The following is a 21,143-nucleotide window of genomic DNA, read 5'->3' as shown; positions in this document are numbered from 1 at the left end:
GGACGGATTGGATTTGGTTGGTCATTAGCATGATGCCCCTGTCTACCTATTTCGCGTCGAGCGCGATGCTGGCGGGACGTTCCATCCAGCCACCATTACCGTTGGACACCAGCTCGACCAGATCGATGTGGTCTTCGCTGATTGCCGTGATGTGCCCGTAGTTCTGACCCATGTACTCGTTGACATGGACGCGGTGGATCACGCCGCCCGGATCCTTGACCAGCACTTCCATGCCCGCACCGGTACCGACGGTGCCGACCATCTTCAGGCTGTCCAGCGCGAACAGTTCCAGCGGCTGCTTGGCGCGGTTGGCATCCGGACGCGGACCGCTTGCAGTGTTGCTGTTGTTGTCGAGTTCGGCCGTGCTCGGGCTGAACGGATCACGCCGGTCCTGGTCGCTGTAGGTGAAGGTCTCGAAGGTCTTGATCACCGGCAGAGGCTGGATCGGCGCGCCCTTCTTGGCCTTTTCCTGCGCCACCCAGTTGCGCAGGTCGGACATGCCGCGGGTGCAGCCGGCCAGCACCAGCGCGACGCCAAGCATCAGCGCCAGTCGCAGGACCTGGGCGGGTTTGACGGCAGCAAACTTCTTCATCACTTCGCCCCCCCGGCTTTCTTGCCCTTGCTCGCGGCGGCACTCTCTTCGTCATCCAGGTAGCGGTAGGTTTTCACGGTGCCCTGCAGTACCAGCTGGCCATTCGCGGTACCGTCCTTGCCCGGCGACTTCGGCGTCAGCGAGACGTCGTGCAGGGTCAGGATCACCACCCGCGGCAGCGACGCGACGCCGCTGATGAACGTGCCGAACTGGTGATAGGTGCCGGTGAAACGCAATGCGATCGGTTTCTCCGCGTAGAAATCCTTCGGCGTCTCCGGACCGGGCTGGAACAGGTCGCTCTCCAGGCCGGCCGCCTGCGCGGTCTGCGAGATGTCGATCAGCAGTTCGGGCATCTCGGTCTTGCTGGGCAGCTGGCGCAGCAGCTGGCGCAACATGTCCTGCATCTCGTCGAGCTGCTGTTGCAGCGCTTCGAGGTTGACCGATTTCGCCTGCTTGGTGGAGAACTCCTGCTTGAGCTGGTCCTCCTTGCCGGCCAGGGCCTTCAGGCTGTCCTGCTGGCCGCTGACGAAGAAATACCAGCCGACCAGCAGCACGACGCCGAGCAGCAGCGCAGTGAAGAAGATCTTGACCGACTGCGGCCAGCCACCGACGTTGTTGCGGTCGAGGTTCTGGATATCGTGAAGGAAACTCATGATCCGGCACCTCCCTTGGGGGCCGCCGCACTCACCGGCTTGGCTTCCGTCGCGGGCGCCGCGGTCGTGGACGGCTTCGCCGGCGCGATGACGGCCTTCGCCGCGGCGGCGACCGAGGCCTGAACCGCGGGAGCCGTGCCGGAACTGCTGCCGGCCGGCAGTACCGAGGTCTTGCCGGTGTCGTTCTCGTCGGCCTTCGGCTTGCTCAGCGATACGTTCAGGCCGAACACGTACGGCATGCGGCTGCCGTTATGGGTGTTTTCGGTCTTGCGCAGATCGGCATGCCCCATCCACGGCGAACCCTCGATGTTGCGCATGTATTCGGCGACGCTCGCGTTGGACTGGGCTACGCCGTCGAGCGACATCGACTGGCCGTTCTGCTTCAGCCCGCTCAGCCGGGCGCTGGCGGGGATCGTCTTCACCAGCTCGTCGAACAGGTGCACCATCTGCGAGCGGTCGGCCTGCAGCTGCTCGATGATCTGCTTGCGCGCCAGCAGGTGCTCGCGGACATTTTCCAGATCCTTGATCTTCGCGATGCGTACGTCGAGCTGCTTGATCTCGGTCTGCAGGTAGGTGTTGCGGTTGTTCTGGTTGTCGATGCGCTGGTCCATCCAGAAGATCCACAGCAGCAGCACGCCCAGACCCACCACGAAGGCAGCGCCGAGCTGCATGTAGAACTCGCGCTCGCGCTGCTTGCGCCGCGCTGCCCGCCACGGAAGTAGATTGACGTGTGCCATCAGTCGAAGCTCCTCAAGGCGAGGCCGACCGCAATCATCAACGCGGGGGCGTCCTGCGCCAGCGACTGTGCCTGTACCCGCGGCGACAGCGACATGCGGGCCAGCGGATTGGCGACGATGCAGGACACGCCGAGCTGCTCCTCCAGCATCGGGCCGAGCCCCTCGATCGAGGCGCAGCCACCGGCCAGCACCACCTGGTCAACCTTGCTGAATTCGCTGCCGGCGAAGAAGAACTGCAGCAGGCGGCTGATCTGCTGGATCAGCGACTCCTTGAACGGCTCCAGCGCCTCGGTCTCGTAGGACTCGGGCAGGCCGCCCTTGCGCTTGGCGCGACCGGCCTCCTCGTAGGAGAGCCCGAAGCGGCGCATGATCTCGTCGGTCAGCTGCTTGCCGCCGAAGACCTGCTCGCGCGAGTAGATCGTGCGCTGGTTGCGCAGCACCGACAGCGTGGTCATGGTGGCGCCGATGTCGACCACCGCCACCAGCGCGTCGCGACCCACGTTGAGTTGGTCGGCGATCATCGCGAAGGCGTTCTCCATCGCGAACGCCTCGACGTCGACCACCCCGGCGGCCAGTCCGCCCAGGTCCAGCGCGGCCACGCGCATGTCGACGTTCTCGGTGCGCGAGGCGGCCAGCAGCACGTTGTTCATGTCGGGGCTGTCACGCACCGGGCCGAGCACCTCGAAATCAAGGCTGATCTCGTCGATCGGATACGGGATGTACTGGTTCGCCTCGACCTGGATCTGGCCTTCCAGGTCGTCCTCGGAAAGATCGGCGCTCATCGGGATGACGCGGGTGATCACCGCCGATCCGGCCACCGCCACCGCCGCATGCCTGAGCTTGGATCCCGAGCGCGCCAGTGCGCGACGGATCGCGTCGCCGACCGCTTCGACCTCGACGATGTTCTTCTCGACCACGGCATTGGGCGGCAGCGGCTCGACCGCGTAATGCTCCACGCGATAGCGGCCACCTGCCTGACTGAGCTGCAGCAGCTTGACGGCAGTCGAACTAATGTCGACACCAATCAGCGCCGGCTTCTTCGGTGTAAAGAGCCCCACGGTGTTTCCCCCTTGCCGCTGACGCCCATGGCCAGGATCCTGGCGGGGTGCGCAGTGGCATTAAATCTAAAAATTAACGTAATGGCAACGGCCTACAGAAACTTTCTCAAGTAATTGGCGTGATGTCGGCCACATTTGCGCCATCGGCCCTGCGCTGGCGTGACCCTTGCTTTGGCGGATCACGCCTCAGTGCGGCAGATACTGCTACATCTATACTTCGCCATGTTTTGACTCAGGTCTCGCTATCCCCCACACCATGCAAATTTTCCGACGTTTGTTGCGCTGGGCCCTGATCCTGGCGTTTTCCGGCTTGCTCCTGGCAGTTCTTGCGGTCGGTGTGGCGTACTGGCTAATTGCCCCCCGGCTTCCCTCGGTGGCCGAGCTGAAGAACTATCCGATGCAGGTACCCCTGCGGGTGCTCAGCGCCGATGGCAAGCTGATCGCCACCTTCGGCGAAACCCGGCGCATCCCCGTGGACATCGGGCACGTGCCGGACCGGCTCAAGCACGCCGTGCTGTCGGCCGAGGACGCGGATTTCTACCACCACCCGGGCGTGGACTGGCACGGCATCGCACGGGCCGGCTGGCACGTCATCGTCACCGGCGGCGACAAGGGCCCCGGCGGCTCCACCATCACCCAGCAGGTCGCGCGCAACTTCTTCCTCAGCCCGGAGAAGCTCTACTCGCGCAAGCTCACCGAGATCTTCATCGCGCTGCGCATCGAGCATGAGCTGAGCAAGGACCAGATCCTCGAGCTGTATCTCAACAAGATGTTCCTCGGCCACCGTTCCTACGGCGTGGCCGCGGCGGCCGAGTACTACTACGGCAAGACGCTGGACCAGCTGAGCGTGGCCGAATGCGCGATGCTCGCCTCGACCTTCCAGCTGCCCTCGGCGGTCAACCCGATCAACAGCCAGAAGCGCGCACTCGCCCGGCGCAACTGGGTGTTGGGCGAGATGCTGCGGCACGACTACATCACCAGGGCGGTCTACGAGCAGGCGGTGGCCGAGCCGAACCGCGCCTATCCGCACGAGCAGCCGATCGAGGTGGACGCACCCTACCTCGCGGAAATGGTGCGGCGGCAGGTGCTCGATCGCTTCGGCAACGATGCGCTCACCGAGGGCTACGTGGTCTGGACCACCGTGCCGAGCGGGCGCCAGCAGGCCGCCCTGGAAGCCGTGCGCACCGGGCTGGTCGCCTATGACCGCCGGCACGGTTGGCGCGGACCCGAAGCCCACCTGGAGCTGCCCGCCGACGCGGGCGACGCGGATTTCGACCGGGCCCTGTCCGGCTACGGCAGCGTTTCCGGCATGCAGCCCGGCCTGGTCACCGCCAGCAGCGAGAAGCAGGCTACGGTCTACCTGTCCAGCCGCGAGAGCGTGATCCTCGAACTGCCCGCGATGCAATGGGCGCGACCGCACATCAACGAGGATCGCGTGGGCGCCGCACCGACCAAGGTCGACGCGGTGCTCAAGCGCGGCGACATCATCCGGCTGTCGCGCGACGACAAGGGCGAATGGCAGCTGGCGCAAATCCCCGCGGCGCAAGCGGCGCTGACCTCGATCAACCCGGAAGACGGCTCGATCCAGGCGCTGGTCGGCGGCTTCAACTTCGTGCGCAGCAAATTCAACCGGGCCGTGATGGCGGCGCGCCAGCCCGGCTCCAGCTTCAAGCCCTACCTGTATTCGGGCGCGTTCGAGCGCGGCTTCACCCCGGCCTCGATCATCAACGACGCGCCGCTCGCCCTACCCGACCCATCGCGCCCGAACGGCATCTGGACGCCATCCAACGACGACGACAAGTTTGCCGGACCGATGCGCCTGCGCGAGGCGCTGGTGCAGTCGAAGAACCTGGTTTCGGTGCGCCTGCTCGACGCCATCGGCGTGCGCTACATGCGCGAGTACGCCACCCGTTTCGGCTTCTCGCAGGACGCGATCCCGGCCAACCTGTCGATGGCGTTGGGCACCGCCTCGGTATCGCCGATGAGCATGGCGCGCGGCTACGCCGTGTTCGCCAACGGCGGCTATCTGGTCACGCCGTACTTCATCCACCAGATCGACGACCGCAACGGCAAGGCGGTGTACGTGGCAAACCCCGCGCGTGCCTGCCGCAACTGCCAGGAGCGCCTGCTCGACACGCGCCCGCCAGGCCCGCCGCCGGCGGACATGACGGCCACCCCCGCCAACAACCTGGCCCGTGCCGGCAGTGCCGGCGAGCCCGCCGAATCCAGCAGCGTCGACGGCGTGGGCGAGGCGGTGCTGCCGGCCGACGTGCACGGCGGAAACGCACCGCCGGTGCTCGCGCCGCGGGTGATCGATACGCGCAACGACTACCTGATCACCTCGCTGATGAAGGATGTGATCCTGCGCGGCACCGGTTCGGCCGCGCGCGCACTGAACCGCGACGACCTGGCCGGCAAAACCGGCTCCACCAACGATCATCGCGACGCCTGGTTCGTCGGCTTCAACGGCGACCTGTCGACCGCGGTCTGGGTGGGCTTCGACGATTACAGCTCGCTCGGGCGCGGCGAGTTCGGCGCCAAGGCGGCGCTGCCGATCTGGATGGAGTACACCGGCACGGTGCTGAAGGGCCTGCCGCCGAGCACGTTGCCGATGCCGCCGGGAATCAGTACGGTACTGATCAACCGCAACAGCGGCCTGCCCACCGCGGCGGGCGATCCGGACGGCATCAACGAGATGTTCAAGGTGGAAGACGTCGACCGGCTGCGCAGCCAGGCGGCCCAGCAGAAGGAGCAGGACCAGCAGCACGCCTACGACATCTTCTGATGCCCCTCCGGGGCCAGGTTCGGCCCGGCCGTCGCTCATCCATCGTTGAGGAGTGCCCCATGTCCCGAGGCGACCACCACCGCATCCACGCGCACGACCGTGCGCAGCGCAACCGCCTGCGGGTGGCCCAGGAAGCCGCGCGGCTGATGAGCGAGCACGGCATCCGGGATTTCCATCACGCCAAGCTGAAGGCCGCCGAACGGCTTGGCATCCTCGATGCGCAGGCGCTGCCGCGCAACCTGGAGATCGAGCAGGCACTGCGCGAGCACCAGCGGCTGTTCCTCGCCGACAGCCAGCCGCAACTGCTGCGCCAACGACGCGAGGCGGCGGTCGAGGCGATGCGTTTCCTCGTTCCGTTCGAGCCGCGGCTGGTCGGCGCGGTGCTGGACGGCACCGCCGACGCGCATTCCGCGGTCTGCCTGCACGTATACAGCGACGACCCGGAGGCGGTCGTGCTGTACCTGCGCGAGCGCGGCGTACCGATCGAAACCCAGGTGCGGCGGCTGCGCTACGGCCGCGACGAGCAGCCTGAATATCCGGTGCTGCTGTTCGCCGCCGACGGGCTGCCGTTCGACCTGACCGTGCTGCCGCGCGACGCTCTGCGCCGGGCCCCGCTGGACCGTGCCGACGACCGGCCGATGCGCCGCGCCTCGCTGCCGCAGGCGGAAGCCCTGCTGGAGGAGGAATCCGCCAGCGACTTCGAGCAGCGGCTGAGCGCTGCGCTGCGCTGACATCCGCAGTCATCCATCCCACCAAAAAAAGCCCCGGCTGATGCCGGGGCTTTTTTCGTGCTTCAGTGCAGGCCAGCGCTCAGCGCTTGGCCGTCGGCACGTAATCGCGCACGTTGGCGCCGGTGTAGACCTGGCGCGGGCGGCCGATGCGCGACCCGGGGGTTTCGTGCTGCTCGATCCAGTGCGCGATCCAGCCGGCGGTGCGGGCGATGGCAAACATCACGGTGAACATCTCGGTGGGGATGCCCAGCGCCTTGTAGATGATGCCGGAGTAGAAGTCGACGTTCGGGTACAGCTTGCGCTCGACGAAGTATTCGTCCTTCAGCGCCGCCTCCTCCAGCTTCATCGCCACGTCCAGCAGCGGGTCGTTCACGCCAAGCTCGGCCAGCACCTTGTGGCACATCTCGCGGATGATCTTCGCGCGCGGGTCGAAGTTCTTGTAGACGCGGTGGCCGAAGCCCATCAGGCGGAAGCTGTCGTTCTTGTCCTTCGCGCGCAGCACCGCGGTCTCGACCTTGTCCGGCGAACCGATCTCCTGCAGCTGCTTGAGCACCGCCTCGTTGGCGCCGCCATGCGCGGGGCCCCACAGTGCGGTGATGCCGGCGGCGATCGACGCATACGGGTTCGCGCCGGTGGAACCGACCAGGCGCACGGTGGAGGTGGAGGCGTTCTGCTCGTGGTCGGCATGCAGGATGAACAGCAGGTCCAGCGCCTTGGCGGCGACCGGGTTCATCTGCAGCGGCTCGCTCGGCACCTCGAACATCATGTGCAGGAAGCGGTCGACGTATTCCAGGTTGTTGCGCGGATAGCGGAACGGCCAGCCGATCGAGTAGCGGTAGCAGGCGGCGGCGATCGTCGGCATCTTCGCGATCAGGCGGATAGCGGCCATCTTGCGGTCGGCCGGATCCTCGACGTTGAGGTCATCGTGGTAGAACGCCGACAGCGAGGCCACTGCGGCCGCCAGCATCGCCATCGGATGCGCATCGTGGTGGAAGCCCTGGAAGAAGTTCTTCAGCGACTCGTGCATCATCGTGTGATGCGAGACGTCGTGCTCGAACGCGGCGAACTCGGCGGGCTTCGGCAGCTCGCCGTTGAGCAGCAGGTAGGCCACCTCGAGGAAGCTGGATTTCTCGGCCAGCTGCTCGATCGGATAACCACGGTACAGCAGCACGCCCTGGTCGCCGTCGATATAGGTGATCGCGCTCTTGGTGCTGGCAGTCGAGCCGTAGCCGGGGTCGTAGGTGAAGTGGCCGGTGTCCTTGTACAGCGTGCCGATGTCGATGCACGCCGGCCCCAGCGTACCGCTGACCAGCGGCAGCTCGCTGCTGCGCTTGCTCGACTCATCCACCAGCTTGACGATCTTGGGGTCGGACACGGAAACCTCCTTACATGTGGGTCGCCATTGACGGCGGCCGCAAGGTCGGTGCCGTCCAACGGGGGAATGCCTGGTGCCGCACGCCGGGGAAAGCGTGCGACGCAACGGACGCCTTGGCGCCGGTTCGCCGGCCATTATCGCACAAGGCCACCGATGCATTCGATGGCGAATGGTCGTAGGCCGGGCACGAAAAAACACGGGGCAAGCCTGCGCTCGCCCCGTGTCTGGAATCGGATCCGGCCGGCCTTTGCGGGCCGGGCCGCGGCCGCCCGGTTATTCCTTGGCGGAACCCGCGTAGCGGCGACGGAACTTGTCGACGCGACCGCCGACGTCCAGCGTCTTCTGCTTGCCGGTGTAGAACGGGTGCGAATGGCTGGAGATATCCACCTTGATCAGCGGGTACTCGTGGCCGTCCTCCCACTTGATGGTTTCCTTGCTGGACATGGTCGACTTGGTCAGGAACGCGAAGTCGGACGACAGGTCCTGGAACACCACCGGGACGTACTTCGGATGGATGTCAGGCTTCATGGCTGGCTCTAAAGCGGTGGTGAAAAGAGCGGCATTGTAGCGGGCTAGCAGCCATCGCCGCAAGTCGGCGGCTCGCACGCTTCAACCTGCCACGCCCAGCGCGCGCCGCACCATCGTGGCGAAGCGGGCCTGATCCACCTCCAACACGATGTTCGCCCGGGCCGGCCGGCCCAGCCGGCGCTTCCAGTCGACCACCGTGGCGCCGCGGGTCAGCCGGCCGTCCAGCTCGACCGCCACGGAGCGGGTCTCGCGGCGGGTGACGATGGCGGGATCGAGCGCCACCGCCATCGCCAGCGCGTCGGCGGCGACCAGCCCGTGGCGGTCGTGCTTCGCGTTGTAGCGGCGCGCCGTGGCCACGATCCGGCGGAAGAAGTCCGCACGCCGATCGCCGGCCGCCAGCCAGCCGTCGAATTCGTCATCGTCGAACGCGTGCCGCAGGGTGGCCTCCCAGTCGACCAGGTCGAACGTGGGGAACGCCTCGAACACCACGTGCGCCGCCTCCGGGTCGAAGCCGACGTTGAACTCCGCCGGCACCCTGCCGGTGTTGCCATGGCCGGTCACCGCCCCGCCCATCACCACCAGCCTCGCCACGCGGTCGGGCAGCGTCGGATCGAGCCGCAGCGCCAGCGCGAGGTTGGTCAGTGGCCCCAGCGCCACCAGGGTCAGTTCGCCCGGCCGCTCGCGGGTCAGCCGCAGCAGGGCCAGTGCGGCCGGCTCGTCGGCCAGTACGGCGGTCGGCGCGGGGAAGCCGACATCGCCGAACCCGTCCTGGCCGTGCACGAACGCGGCATCCTCATCCGCCGCGCGCACCAGTGGCACGGCGCAACCGGCGAACACCGGCGTCGCCGCCCCGACCAGGTCGACCAGGGTGCGCGCATTGCGCACGGTATGGCCGAGGCCCACGTTGCCCGCGGCAATACTGAGGCCGGCGATGTCGGCGTGCGCGTAGGCCATCAGGATAGCCAGTGCGTCGTCGACGCCAGGGTCGGTATCGATCAGGAGTTGCGGCTTGCTCATGAATGGATGATTTCAAGAATTGAAAAGTGCAGCCAGGGATGGCCGCCCGTTTGATCTTCCCAATCAGGGACGATTGCAAGAATATTGAAAAATGCGGCCGGGGGTGACCGCCCGTTTGACCTTGCGATCAGGGATGATCGCAAAAATCACGCATGCGCGTAGCGCGCCGCGCCGCCGATCCAGCGTTCGATCAATTGCGTGGTTTGCCGCGGGTACTCCGCCAGCATGTACTCGCCGACCTGCTGCACCGCGGGCAGCAGATGCGCGTCGCGGGCGAGGTCGGCGATGCGGAAACTGAGCTGGCCGGTCTGGCGGGTGCCCAGCACCTCGCCGGGGCCGCGCAGCTCAAGATCCTTCTCGGCGATGCGGAAACCGTCGTTGGTGTCGCGCATCACCTGCAGCCGCTCGCGCGCCAGCTGGCCCAGCGGTGGCTGGTACAGCAGCACGCAGTTGGAGGCGACCTCGCCGCGGCCGACCCGGCCGCGCAGCTGGTGCAGCTGCGCCAGGCCCAGCCGCTCGCTGTTCTCGATCACCATCAAGCTGGCGTTGGGCACGTCCACGCCCACCTCGATCACCGTGGTGGCGACAAGCACGGCCAGTTCGCCGGCCTTGAACGCGTCCATCACCGCCTGCTTCTCCTTCGGCTTCAGGCGCCCGTGGATCAGTCCGACCCTGAAGCCAGCGAGCGCAGCGGAGAGTTCCGCGTGCGCCACCTCGGCCGCCTGCGCCCGCAGCTGTTCGGATTCCTCGATCAGCGTGCATACCCAGTACGCCTGGCGCCCTTCGCGGCAGGCAGCATGGATGCGTTCGATTACCTCGATCCGCCGCGCGTTCGAGATCGCCACGGTCTGCACCGGCGTGCGCCCGGGGGGCAGCTCGTCGATCGACGACACGTCGAGGTCGGCATAGGCGCTCATCGCCAGCGTGCGCGGAATCGGCGTGGCGGTCAGCACCAGCTGGTGCGGCACCAGATCGCCGTCCCTGCCCTTGTCGCGCAGGGCCAATCTCTGCTGCACGCCGAAGCGGTGCTGCTCGTCGACGATGACCAGGCCGAGCCGCGCGAACGCTACGCCTTCCTGCATCAGCGCGTGCGTGCCGACCACCACCGACGCACCTTCGGCCACCCTCGCCAGCGCCCGCTGGCGCGCCTTGCCGGTGACCTTGCCGGCCAGCCACTCCACCTCGACGCCGAGCGGCTGCAGCCAGTGGCGGAAATTGCGCAGGTGCTGCTCGGCCAGCAGTTCGGTCGGCGCCATCAAGGCGACCTGGCAACCCGACTCCACCGCCGCCAGCGCCGCCAGCGCCGCGACCACGGTCTTGCCGCTGCCGACATCGCCCTGCACCAGCCGCAGCATCGGCCGCGGCTGCACCAGGTCGCGCCCGACCTCTTCGCCGACACGCTGCTGGGCTGCAGTCAGCCGGAACGCCAGCCCGGCCAGCAGCCGCTGGCGCAGCTCGCCCGTGCCGCCCAGTTGCGGCGCGCGCCGCTGGCGTACCGCCGCGCGCATGCGCTTCAGGCTGAGGTGCTGGGTCAGCAGTTCCTCGAACGCCAGCCGCTGCTGCGCCGGATGCCGACCCAGCATCAGCTGGCCGAGGTGGGCGTCCGGCGGCGGGCGGTGCACGTACAGCAGCGCATCGCGCAGCGAGGTGAGTCCGTGCCGGGCGCACCATTCCGGCGGAATCAGTTCCAGTTGCGCGGCCGGCGGCAGCAGCGCCAGCGCCTTGCCGATCACCCCGGCCAGCCGTTTCGGGCCCAGCCCCTCGGTGGTCGGATAGACCGGGCTCAGCGCCTCGTCGACGGTGGCTGCCGCAGCCTCGTCCAGGCGCCGGTAGTTCGGGTGCACCATCTCCAGGCCCTGCGCGCCGTGGCGTGCTTCGCCGTAGCAAAGCAGCCGCGTGCCCGGCAGCAACTGCTCGGCCTGCGCGCGGTTGAAGTGGAAGAAGCGCAGCAGCAGGGTCTGCCGGCTGGCGTCGCCGATCGCCACCTTCAGCTGCGGCCGATAGCGGAAACCGCGCTCGACCGCCTCGACCACGCCCTCGACCTGCGCCCGCTCGCCCGCCCGCAAGTCGGCGATCGCGGTGATCCGGGTCTTGTCTTCGTAGCGCAGCGGCAGGTGGAACCACAGGTCCTGCACCCGCTCCAGCCCCAGCCGGGCCAGCGACGCTGCCAGCGCCGGACCCACCCCCGGCAGCGCGCCGACCGGCGTGAGGCCCGGGTCGGCGTCGACGGCGGAAGCGGGGCGGACAGTGCGGGTGACCATGGCCTGCAAGCCTAACCGAGCGCCGTCGCCTGCCGTAAGCCGCTTGCCGACGCCGGCTGTCGGCGTGCGGCGCCGACGGGACTCAGTCCAGCACCATCACCGCGTCGACCTCGACCTGCGCCGCCTTCGGCAGGCCGGACACCTCGATGGTGGAGCGCGCCGGGTACGGCTGCCGGAAGTATTCGGCCATCACCGCGTTGACCGCGGCGAAGTTCGCCAGGTCGGTGACGTAGATGCCCACGCGCACGATCTGCGCCAGGGAGCCGCCGGCCGCCGCCGCCACCGCGGCGAGGTTGTCGAACACCCGCCGCGTCTGCGCCGTGATGTCACCGTCGACCAGCGCTCCGGTGGCCGGGTCCAGCGGGATCTGGCCGGAGAAGTACACGGTATTGCCGGCACGCACGGCCTGCGAATACGGGCCAATCGCGGCCGGCGCCTGTTCGGTGGAGATGATGCTGCGGGACATGGGCTTGCCTCGGGTGGCCAGGGGAGAGAAATGGAAAACGAGAGCGATATTACCAGCACTCGTTTCCCGCTCCGCTCCACTCGCTCCTACAGGGGATAGCGATAAGCGCCGCTGACCACGCCGGTGCGGCGCACGCGGCGGATCACGTCGGCCAGGTGCTTGCGGTTCTTCACTTCCAGCGCGAACAGCAAGGTGGCCGCGGCGGCGTCGCGCTCGACGTATTCCACGTTCTCGATGTTCGAATCGGCCGCGGCGATCGCGGCGGCCACGGTGGCCAGCACGCCGGGGCGATTGATCACCTCGATGCGCAATTCGGCGCGGTAGTCGCCCTGCACGTCGCGGTCCCACTCGATCGCCACGCAACGCTCGGGCGACTTGCGCAGCTCGATCACGTTCGGGCACTCCTCGCGGTGCACCACGATACCCTTGCCCGAGGACAGGTAGCCGATGATGTCGTCGCCCGGCAGCGGATGGCAGCAATTGGCGAAGCTGAGCACGCCGCGCTCGGCGCCGGTGATGCGGATCTTCTCGTGCGCGTGCGCCGACGCCTGCGGCTTGCCGGCCTTCCTGCCGCGCGAGGCCAGCAGCTGGCTGGCGACCACGTCGGGCATGCGGTTGCCCAGCGCGATGTCGGACAGAAGTTCCTCCAGCCGTTTCAGCTTGGAGGTTTCCAGGAACCGGTCCAGCACCGCCGGCGGGATGCCGTCCAGGCTGCTGCCCTGGGCGTCCAGCGCGCGGTCGAGCATGCGGTGGCCGAAGTCCACCGCGTCCTCGTGCTGCAGGTGTTTCAGGTACTGGCGGATCGCGGTGCGCGCCTTGCCGGTGACCACCACTTCCAGCCATGCAGGATTCGGCACCGCCGACGGTGCAGTGATGATCTCCACCAGCTGGCCCGATTCCAGCTTCGTGCGCAGCGGCAGCAGCTTCTTGTCGACCCGCGCCGCCACCGCGTGGTCGCCCACGTCGGTGTGCACGGCGTAGGCGAAGTCCAGCGCGGTGGCGTTGCGCGGCAGCGACAGGATGTCGCCGCGCGGTGTGAACAGGTAGACTTCGTCGGGGAACAGGTCGATCTTGACGTTCTCGATGAACTCCGACGACGACACGGTATTCGCCGAGCTGTCGACCAGCGAGGACAGCCACTCGCGCGCCCGCGCCTGCGCGCTGTTGGCCGGACCCGAGTCGGTCTTGTAGGCCCAGTGCGCGGCCACGCCGCGCTCGGCGACCGAATCCATCTCGGCGGTGCGGATCTGCACCTCGATCGGCGCACCGAATGGCCCCAGCAACACGGTGTGCAGCGACTGGTAGCCGTTCGCCTTGGGAATCGCGATGAAGTCCTTGAAGCGGCGGTCGACCGGCTTGTACAGCGCATGCACCACGCCCAGCGCCATGTAGCAGCTCATCGCGCTGTCCACGACCACGCGAAAGCCGTAGACGTCCATCAGCTGGGCGAAGCTCTTGTGGTCCCCGCGCATCTTCGAATAGATGCTCCACGGCGATTTGATGCGACCGACCACCATCGCCGGCATGTGCTCGGCGGCGAGCCGCGCGGAAAGCGCCGCCTCGATCTTGCCCATCGCCTCGCGACGGTTGCCGAGCGCGGCGCGGATGCGCTCGCTGATCACCCGGTAGCGGTCCGGGTACAGCGCGCGGAAGCCCAGGTCCTGCAGCTCCGCCTTGAACTTGTTCATGCCCAGACGCTGGGCGATCGGCGCGAAGATTTCCAGCGTCTCGCGTGCGATGCGGTGACGCGAATCCGCATCCTTGGCGCCCAGCGTGCGCATGTTGTGCAGCCGGTCGGCCAGCTTGATCAGGATCACCCGGATGTCGCGCGCCATCGCCAGCAGCATCTTGCGGAAACTTTCCGCGTCGGCCTCCTGGCGACTGCCGAAACGCATCTTGTCCAGCTTGGTGACGCCGTCGACCAGCTCGGCCACCACCTCGCCGAATTCCTCGGCGATGGTCTCGCGGCTGAGCTCGGTGTCCTCAAGGGTGTCGTGCAGGATCGCCGCGATGATCGTCTCGGCATCCAGCCCCAGCTCGGCCAGGATGCCCGCCACCGCCACCGGATGGGTGATGTACGGCTCGCCGCTCTTGCGTTCCTGCCCGGCGTGCGCCTGCGCGCCGAGCTGGAACGCGCGCAGCACGCGCTCGACCTGCGCCTCGGGCAGGTAGGCGATGCGTTCCTTCAGGGCCAGCGCGTACGGTGGCAGCGCGGACAGGTCGACCGTGGCGGTAGGGGTGGCCGCAGTCATCGGATGCCGGCGCCTGCTCAGGCGCCTACCTCGCGGCGGATGGGGGATTCGGCTGCCCGGCGCACGCAGGCCGTCGCACCGGACGCGCCGGCGCGACGGATGCGCATGCTACAGCAGCCGCCATCCATCAGTCGTCGCCGCCCTTGGAAAGATCGTCGTCCACCTCGGCCGCAGCCCACTCCAGCGCCTCGCGCTCGGCGCGCTCGCGCTCGGCCTTGTCGATCTGGTCGATGGTGGCCTGGTCGATGCGGCGGGCGGCGATTTCGCGCAGCGCCAGCACGGTCGGCTTGTCGTGATCGGGATTGACGGCCGGTTCGGCGCCCTTTTCAAGCTGGCGTGCGCGCTTGGTCGCCATCAGCACCAGCTCGAAACGGTTGTCGATCACCTCGAGGCAGTCTTCGACGGTAATGCGTGCCATGTGAAATCCTTAGGGAATAAATGACTTATGTAGTCTTACAGTGTAGCCAGCAGGTGCTTTGCTGGCAATGAGCACGCGCGTATCATGGCGGGCTGGCCACGGATCGGCGGTGCCCGGGAAAGCGCTCCGAAAGCCGTGCAGGATATAAAACCAGACAGTACACTTAACTGTCTCCCCGACGCGAATCCTCTGCGCCAATGACTCCACAGCTTCGATTCCCCATGTCGCGCCGCTGGTTGCCCGTGCTTGCGCTGGCGTTGCTGGCCGGCTGCACCATCGCCAAGCCGCGCACCGACGACCCGCTGGAGAAGTACAACCGCAGCGCGTACAAATTCAACGACACGCTGGACAAGGCGGTGGTGCGCCCGGTCGCGATGGGCTACCGCAAGGTGACCAATCCGCCGGTGCGCCGCTCGTTCAGCGATTTCTTCACCAACATCCGCATGCCGATCACGGTCGCCAACGACCTGCTGCAGGCGCGGCCGAAACAAGCGCTGCAGAGCACCGGGCGGTTCCTGGTCAACCTCACGCTCGGCATCGGCGGCTTCTTCGATCCGGCCAGCCAGCTCGGCCTGCCGCTGGAATCCAACGACTTCGGCATCACCCTGGCACGCTGGGGTGCGCCGGAAGGCGATTACCTGGTGGTCCCGTTCCTGGGCCCAAGCACCGTGCGCGACATCTGGCAGGCCCCGGTCGACAGCTATTTCTTCGACCCGCTGACCCTGTACGCCAACAACCACCACTACAACGGCCTGCAGTACCTGCCCACGGCGATCTACCTGGTGACCCTGCGTTCGCGTGCGATCGATGCGGAAAGCTTCCTGCAGTCCGCCTACGACCCTTACGTATTCATCCGCGATGCCTACCGGCAGCAGCGCCTGTACAAGATCTACGACGGCAACCCGCCGCTCGAGGTCATCCAGCAGATGCAGGGCCTGAACGACCAGAATTTCGACCCCGAGCAGTTGCTGGAACAGCAGCACCAGTGGGAGAACAAGCATCCGGACCAGGCGACCAAGCAGCCGTAGTCACGTCCGGGGCACGGCCACGGAAACGTAGAGGGGCCGCAGGCCCCCCAACGTTTCCGTCGTTGCCGCCCAAGCGGATCAGGCGATCAGGCGATCAACCTCGCAGACCTGCGCCAGCGCCTGCATGCCGGCCGGCACATGAACGACCTGCAAGGGCCGTCCGCGCCGGGCGGCGCCGGCCATGACCGCCAGTATGCAGGCAAGCCCCGCGCTGTCGTTGCGCAGCACGCCGGCCAGGTCCAGCCGCGACGCCGAACCGGCCGCCAGTGCGGACTGGATCGCCTGCAATGCGGCTGCCGCCGTGTCGAAACTCAGCTCGCCGTCCACGCCCAGGGTGGCTGGCGTGGTGGTATCGAGCCGGAAGCCCTGTCCGGTCTGGCCCGTCATGACGCGCTCTTGCTGTCCTTGTCCATCGTCTCCAGCGCCTTCGAACCCTGGGTTTCCAGGTTCGTGATCAGCTTCTCGATGCCGGCCTTGCGGATTTCCGCGTCCACCTGGTTGCGGTAGTTGGTGACGTAGGAAATGCCCTCGATGATCACGTCGTAGGCCTTCCAGTCGCCGTTGCGGCTCTTGCGGAACGCATAGTCGACCGAGACCAGCTTGCCGTCATCCAGCACCACCTGGGTGCGCACCACGGTGCGCTTGTCGTTGAGGTCGCCATTGAACGGCAACACCTTGACCCGGCCGCGGGTGTAGTTGAGCAGGCCCTCGGCATAACGGTGGGTGATCGAGTTGTAGAACGCGTGGGCAAAGCGCTCGCGCTGCTCCGGAGTGGTCTCGCGGGCATGCTGGCCGAGCACCAGGATCGAGGCATAGTCGACGTCGAAGTGCGGCAGGAACGCCTCGTCGATCACGCTGATCAGTTTTTCCTGGTTTTTTTTCAGCTCGTCGCGATGCCCCTCGATCGCCGAAGCCAGCTGGTCGGCGATGCCCTGCACGACCTGCACCGGCGCCTGCGCGGCGGCGGCCGTGGCCGTGGCACCCTGGGCAAGAACCGGAGCGGCGATGACGCTGCCGAACGCGATGGCGGTGGCAAGAGCCAGTCTGCGCAACATGGGAAACTCCTTCAGGGGAACCGGCTCGGCGAGCCGATGGGAATGGTGGACTATTTGCCGCCGTTGCCGGCGTCCTTCTTGTCGCTGGGCGAACCATTGACGAGGAACTTGCCGATCAGGTCCTCCAGCTGCATCGCGGACTGGGTGAGGATCATCTCGTCACCGTCCTTGAGCATCTCGGGGGAGCCGCCGGGCTGGATCGCAACATACTGGCTGCCGATCAAACCGCTGGTGAACACCGCGGCGGAGGAGTCGTCGGGAATCGCGTTGTAGCGCTTGTCGATCGAAAGCACGACCTGGGCGTTCAGCTTCACCGGGTCGGCGTGCACCGACTGCACGCTGCCGATCACCACGCCGGCCATCTTCACCGGCGCGCCGGCCGAGAGCGTGCCCACGTTGGAGAAGCCCGCCTTCACGGCATAGCTGCCACCGACATTGTCGACCACGCCGCCGGCGCCAAAGAACTTGCCCAGCATCTCCTCCAGCGGCTGGGTCGACTTGGTCCGCGCCAGCGTGCCGCCGGCGGCCACCGTCTGCTTCGAGCTGCCGTAGTCGATGCCGACGTACTGGTCGCCGAGCAGGCCGCTGGTGAAGATCGTCGCCACCGAGTCGAGCGGGATGTGGTTGTAGCTCTTGTCGATCGACAGCTTCACCTCGGCGACGTCGCGATCGGGCGTCAGCGTGATCGACTGCACCTGGCCGACCCGTACGCCGGCGATCTTCACCGGCGCGCGCTCCTTCAGCTGGCCGATGTTGGTGAACTGCGCATCGACGACGTAGCTGTCGCCCTGGTGCACGTTCGCCACCGAGCTGGTCTGGGTGGCCAGGTAGGCCAGTGCGGCAAAGCCGAGCACGATGAACAGGCCGGTGCCGACGGCATAGGAACTTCTCGGTTGGCTCACGGCGGAATCCTCGGAAAACGATGGGTCATGGCGGTCACATCAGGAAGGCGGTGAGGACGAAGTCCAGCGCCAGAATCGCGATCGACGACGCCACCACGGTGCGGGTGGTGGCATAGGCCACGCCTTCGCTGGTCGGCGGCGTGGTGAAACCCTGGAACACGGCGATCAACGACACCACCGCGCCGAACGCCAGGCTCTTCAACAGCACGCCGTTGACGATGTCGGTGTGCACGTCGACCTGTGCGGTCATGTTCGACCAGAACGTGCCGTTGTCCACGCCCAGCCACGTCACGCCGACCAGGTGGCCGCCGAAGATCGCCATCGCGCAGAACACGCAGCACAGCAGCGGCATCGCGATCAGCCCGGCCAGGAAGCGCGGCGTGGCCACGTAGGCGATCGGGTCCACCGCCATCATCTCCATCGCGTCGATCTGGTCGGTTGCGCGCATCAGGCCGATCTCGGCGGTGACCGCGGTGCCGGCGCGGCCGGCGAACAGCAGCGCGGTGACCACCGGCCCCAGCTCGCGGTACACCGACAGCGCCACCACCATGCCGCTGGCCGAGGTACCGCCGAAGATCGACAGCACGTGGTACAGCTGCAGCATCAGCACCATGCCGACGAACAGGCCGCAGACCATGATGATGGTAAGGCTCATCGCACCGACGAACCACAACTGGCGGACCGTCTCGCGCAGGTAGCGGAAGCTGCGCGGGATCGCCGCCAGCAGGGTCAGCAGGAACAACCCGCATTGGCCGATCTGGGCCAGCGACTGGGTCACCACGTTGTCGTGCTGCGGCGCACGCGCGTTCATTTCGCCGCTCCGGCAAAACCCAGCTCGGCGGCGTAGTCGCCGGCCGGATAGCGGAACGGGATCGGGCCGTCCGCCTCTCCGCCGAAGAACTGCCGCGTCCACGGCGAGCCGTCGTCGGCGATGGTCTTCGGATCGCCCTGCGCCACCACCTTGCCCTTGGCCAGCAGGATCACGTGATCGGCGATCTGTTGCACCGCTGCCAGTTCGTGCGACACCAACACGCTGGTGATGCCGAGCGTCTGGTTCAGCGTCAGGATGAGTTTCAGCACCTGGTTCAGCGCCACCGGGTCGAGCCCCACGAACGGCTCGTCGTACAGGATCAGCTGCGGATCGAACACGATCGCCCGCGCCAGCGCCACGCGCCGTGCCATGCCGCCGGAAAGCTCGTTCGGCATCAGCCGCGCCGCGCCGCGCAGGCCCACCGCCTGCAACTTCATCAGCACCAGGTCGCGGATCAGCACTTCCGGCAGCTTGGTGTGCTGGCGCAGCGGGAAGGCCACGTTCTCGAACACGTCGAAGTCGGTCAGCAGCGCGGAGTTCTGGAACAGGTAACCCACGCCCTCGCGCAGCTTGTACAGCTGCTCGCGCGACAGGCCGGCGACATCCTGGCCGTCGACGTGGATGCTGCCGGCATCGGCGCGCATCTGCCCGGTGATGTGCTTCAGCAGGGTGGTCTTGCCGGTACCGCTGGGGCCCATGATCGAGGTGATCTTGCCGCGCGGGATGTCGAGATCCAGCGCGTCGAAGACGGTCTTGCCGCCGAGCACCGTGGTCAGCCCACGGACCCGCACCAGGGTGGCGTCGTCAGGCGTGGCGCGAACGGGTTCGGTCATGGGCGGCAAAAACTGTGGGGAGGATGACAAGGTAGCGGAAGCGTGGTTCGAAGGCCATGTGACGGCGGGAACGGGCCTTCAGGCTCCGGCGGCCAGCAGCTCGGCGATCAGCGCCTCGTGCCGCTGCAGCTGCAGCGCGCTGCGCAGGCGCACCGCTTGCACGATCGTCTGCAGCCCGGCCAGCGCCTCGTCGAACACGTCGTTGACCAGGATGTAGTCGAACTCGTGCGCGTGGGCGATCTCGCCGCGCGAATTGCGCAGCCGGCGCTCGATCACCTCGGTGCTGTCCGAACCACGACCGCGCAGGCGCCGCTCGAGTTCCGCCCGCGACGGCGGCAGGATGAACACGCTGACGCAGTCGGGTTTGCTGCGGCGGATCTGCCGGGCGCCCTGCCAGTCGATCTCCAGCAGCACGTCGCGCCCCTGCCCCAGCAACTGCTGCACCGTGGTGCGCGAGGTGCCGTACAGGTTGCCGTGCACCTCGGCATGTTCCAGGAAGATGCCCTCGGCGATCTCGCGCTCGAACTCGGCGCGCTCGACGAAGTAGTAATGCCGCCCGTACGTCTCGCCCTGCCGCGGCGGCCGCGTGGTGTGCGACACCGACAGCGATATCCCCGGCTCGCGTTCCAGCAGCGCATTGACCAGGGTGGACTTGCCCGCGCCCGAGGGCGCCGCGACCACGAACAGGGTGCCTTCGAACGGAGCGTTCATTCGATGTTCTGCACCTGTTCGCGCATCTGCTCGATCAGCACCTTCAGCTCGACCGCCGCGTTGGTGCTGCGCGCATCGACCGACTTCGAGCCCAGCGTGTTCGCCTCGCGGTTGAATTCCTGCATCAGGAAATCCAGCCGCCGCCCGACCGGTTCCTTCAGGCCGAGTACGCGGCGCGTCTCGCCGATATGGGTGCTGAGCCGGTCCAGTTCCTCGTCGACGTCGGTACGGGTGATCTGCAGCACCAGCTCCTGTTCCAGCCGGCCCGGCTCGACCGGCTGCTTCAGGTCGGCCAGCCGCGTTTCCAGCCGGGTGCGCAACGCGGCGCGGATCTCCGGCATCCAGCCGCGCACGTCGGCGACCACTCGTTCGATCGCATCCAGCTTGTCGCGCAGGATCCCGCCCAGCTTCTCGCCCTCGCGCTCGCGGGTGGCGGTGAGCGCGTCCAGCGCGCGGTCGAGCACGTCGAACAGCGCGGCCTGCTGCGCCTCCGGATCGACCTCGGCCTGCTGCATCACGCCGGGAAAGCGCAACAGCTCGGTGAACTGCACCTGCATTCCCGGAAACCGCGCGATCATGTCCAGATTCAACTCGGACAGACGCGTCAGCAGCGCGTTGTTGATTTGCAGCAATTCGCCGCGCGCATCGCCAGTACGGCGCACGGTGAGGTCCAGCTTGCCGCGCGACAGCTTCGCCGCCACCCGCTCGCGCAGCTGCGATTCGAACGCGCGCAGGTCGTCCGGCAGCCGCGGGCTCAGCTCGAGGTAACGGTGGTTGACCGTGCGCAGCTCGCAACTGAGTGTGCCGGCGGGGCCGGTGGTTTCGGCACTGGCGTAAGCCGTCATGCTGCGGATCATCGGCGCCTTCCGGACATGGGGAAAGGACGCAATGGTAAACTCTCCCGTCCCGCCTTGCCCAATCCGGCCAGGC

General features: G+C 67.2%; 21 protein-coding genes. 3 read left to right on the top strand and 18 right to left on the bottom strand.

Annotated features, from left to right (window positions below; genetic code table 11):
- Positions 1-46: 46 nt before the first annotated feature.
- From DEO45_RS11355 to DEO45_RS11340, 4 genes are read right to left on the bottom strand one after another with little or no spacing between them, the layout of a single operon-like run.
- Complete coding sequence (locus tag DEO45_RS11355; protein ID WP_114343622.1) at positions 47-592, bottom strand: pilus assembly protein PilP; 546 nt, start codon at positions 590-592, stop codon at positions 47-49.
- Entirely contained in the window at positions 592-1,245 is a 654-nt protein-coding gene (locus DEO45_RS11350; RefSeq protein ID WP_114343619.1) for a type 4a pilus biogenesis protein PilO, read from the bottom strand. The genes DEO45_RS11355 and DEO45_RS11350 overlap by 1 nt, the downstream gene beginning before the upstream one ends.
- On the bottom strand, positions 1,242-1,982 hold the full coding sequence (locus tag DEO45_RS11345; RefSeq protein WP_114343616.1) for a PilN domain-containing protein: 741 nt from the start codon (positions 1,980-1,982) through the stop codon (positions 1,242-1,244). Before DEO45_RS11345 ends, DEO45_RS11350 begins: the two co-directional genes overlap by 4 nt.
- Entirely contained in the window at positions 1,982-3,040 is a 1,059-nt protein-coding gene (locus DEO45_RS11340; RefSeq protein ID WP_114343606.1) for a pilus assembly protein PilM, read from the bottom strand. Before DEO45_RS11340 ends, DEO45_RS11345 begins: the two co-directional genes overlap by 1 nt.
- Positions 3,041-3,296: 256 nt before the next feature.
- Between DEO45_RS11340 and DEO45_RS11335 the strand changes: the two genes are divergently transcribed.
- Both DEO45_RS11335 and DEO45_RS11330 read left to right on the top strand, forming a co-directional pair.
- Positions 3,297-5,825, top strand: a complete 2,529-nt coding sequence (locus DEO45_RS11335) for a penicillin-binding protein 1A (RefSeq protein ID WP_114343604.1) — start codon at positions 3,297-3,299, stop codon at positions 5,823-5,825.
- Positions 5,826-5,884: 59 nt separating this feature from the next.
- On the top strand, positions 5,885-6,556 hold the full coding sequence (locus DEO45_RS11330) for a hypothetical protein (protein ID WP_114343601.1): 672 nt from the start codon (positions 5,885-5,887) through the stop codon (positions 6,554-6,556).
- A 79-nt stretch (positions 6,557-6,635) separates the two neighbouring features.
- Here the strand turns inward: DEO45_RS11330 and DEO45_RS11325 are convergent, their stop codons facing one another.
- From DEO45_RS11325 to rpoZ, 7 genes are all read right to left on the bottom strand, one after another.
- Entirely contained in the window at positions 6,636-7,931 is a 1,296-nt protein-coding gene (locus DEO45_RS11325; RefSeq protein WP_114343598.1) for a citrate synthase, read from the bottom strand.
- 273 nt (positions 7,932-8,204) lie between these two features.
- Positions 8,205-8,459 carry a type B 50S ribosomal protein L31 gene (locus DEO45_RS11320; protein ID WP_114343596.1) on the bottom strand — a complete coding sequence of 85 codons (255 nt, stop codon included), beginning with the start codon at positions 8,457-8,459 and terminating at the stop codon, positions 8,205-8,207.
- Positions 8,460-8,540: 81 nt separating this feature from the next.
- Entirely contained in the window at positions 8,541-9,476 is a 936-nt protein-coding gene (locus DEO45_RS11315) for a nucleoside hydrolase (protein ID WP_114343594.1), read from the bottom strand.
- Between the two features lie 146 nt (positions 9,477-9,622).
- A complete protein-coding gene (gene recG, locus DEO45_RS11310) occupies positions 9,623-11,737 on the bottom strand; it encodes an ATP-dependent DNA helicase RecG (RefSeq protein WP_114343591.1) in 2,115 nt (704 codons plus the stop codon).
- Between the two features lie 82 nt (positions 11,738-11,819).
- Entirely contained in the window at positions 11,820-12,203 is a 384-nt protein-coding gene (locus DEO45_RS11305; RefSeq protein ID WP_114343589.1) for a Rid family detoxifying hydrolase, read from the bottom strand.
- Between the two features lie 86 nt (positions 12,204-12,289).
- Positions 12,290-14,455: a RelA/SpoT family protein gene (locus DEO45_RS11300; protein ID WP_114343586.1), complete on the bottom strand. Its 2,166-nt coding sequence runs from the start codon at positions 14,453-14,455 to the stop codon at positions 12,290-12,292.
- A gap of 127 nt (positions 14,456-14,582) precedes the next feature.
- A complete protein-coding gene (gene rpoZ, locus DEO45_RS11295) occupies positions 14,583-14,873 on the bottom strand; it encodes a DNA-directed RNA polymerase subunit omega (protein WP_068092597.1) in 291 nt (96 codons plus the stop codon).
- Positions 14,874-15,094: 221 nt separating this feature from the next.
- Between rpoZ and DEO45_RS11290 the strand changes: the two genes are divergently transcribed.
- Positions 15,095-15,901 carry an MlaA family lipoprotein gene (locus tag DEO45_RS11290; RefSeq protein WP_114343584.1) on the top strand — a complete coding sequence of 269 codons (807 nt, stop codon included), beginning with the start codon at positions 15,095-15,097 and terminating at the stop codon, positions 15,899-15,901.
- Between the two features lie 78 nt (positions 15,902-15,979).
- Here DEO45_RS11290 and DEO45_RS11285 read toward each other — a convergent pair whose 3' ends face one another.
- The 7 genes from DEO45_RS11285 to DEO45_RS11255 form a co-directional block, all read right to left on the bottom strand.
- Complete coding sequence (locus DEO45_RS11285; protein WP_114343582.1) at positions 15,980-16,288, bottom strand: STAS domain-containing protein; 309 nt, start codon at positions 16,286-16,288, stop codon at positions 15,980-15,982.
- Positions 16,285-16,956, bottom strand: coding sequence for an MlaC/ttg2D family ABC transporter substrate-binding protein (locus DEO45_RS11280; RefSeq protein WP_114343580.1), 672 nt, complete (start codon positions 16,954-16,956; stop codon positions 16,285-16,287). The genes DEO45_RS11285 and DEO45_RS11280 overlap by 4 nt, the downstream gene beginning before the upstream one ends.
- Positions 16,957-17,006: 50 nt before the next feature.
- Complete coding sequence (gene mlaD, locus DEO45_RS11275) at positions 17,007-17,858, bottom strand: outer membrane lipid asymmetry maintenance protein MlaD (RefSeq protein ID WP_114343578.1); 852 nt, start codon at positions 17,856-17,858, stop codon at positions 17,007-17,009.
- Between the two features lie 34 nt (positions 17,859-17,892).
- Positions 17,893-18,669: a lipid asymmetry maintenance ABC transporter permease subunit MlaE gene (mlaE, locus tag DEO45_RS11270; protein ID WP_114343576.1), complete on the bottom strand. Its 777-nt coding sequence runs from the start codon at positions 18,667-18,669 to the stop codon at positions 17,893-17,895.
- Entirely contained in the window at positions 18,666-19,502 is an 837-nt protein-coding gene (locus DEO45_RS11265; RefSeq protein WP_114343574.1) for an ABC transporter ATP-binding protein, read from the bottom strand. The genes mlaE and DEO45_RS11265 overlap by 4 nt, the downstream gene beginning before the upstream one ends.
- A gap of 78 nt (positions 19,503-19,580) precedes the next feature.
- Positions 19,581-20,213: a guanylate kinase gene (gene gmk, locus DEO45_RS11260; RefSeq protein ID WP_114343571.1), complete on the bottom strand. Its 633-nt coding sequence runs from the start codon at positions 20,211-20,213 to the stop codon at positions 19,581-19,583.
- Positions 20,210-21,070: a YicC/YloC family endoribonuclease gene (locus tag DEO45_RS11255; protein ID WP_114343568.1), complete on the bottom strand. Its 861-nt coding sequence runs from the start codon at positions 21,068-21,070 to the stop codon at positions 20,210-20,212. Before DEO45_RS11255 ends, gmk begins: the two co-directional genes overlap by 4 nt.
- Positions 21,071-21,143 lie beyond the last annotated feature (73 nt).

Origin of the sequence: Rhodanobacter denitrificans (assembly GCF_003335105.1) — a bacterium.
In the GTDB taxonomy this organism is placed as follows: domain Bacteria; phylum Pseudomonadota; class Gammaproteobacteria; order Xanthomonadales; family Rhodanobacteraceae; genus Rhodanobacter; species Rhodanobacter denitrificans_A.
The sequence above is the reverse complement of the archived record's forward strand: the minus strand, read 5'-3'. Positions and strand labels throughout refer to the sequence as shown.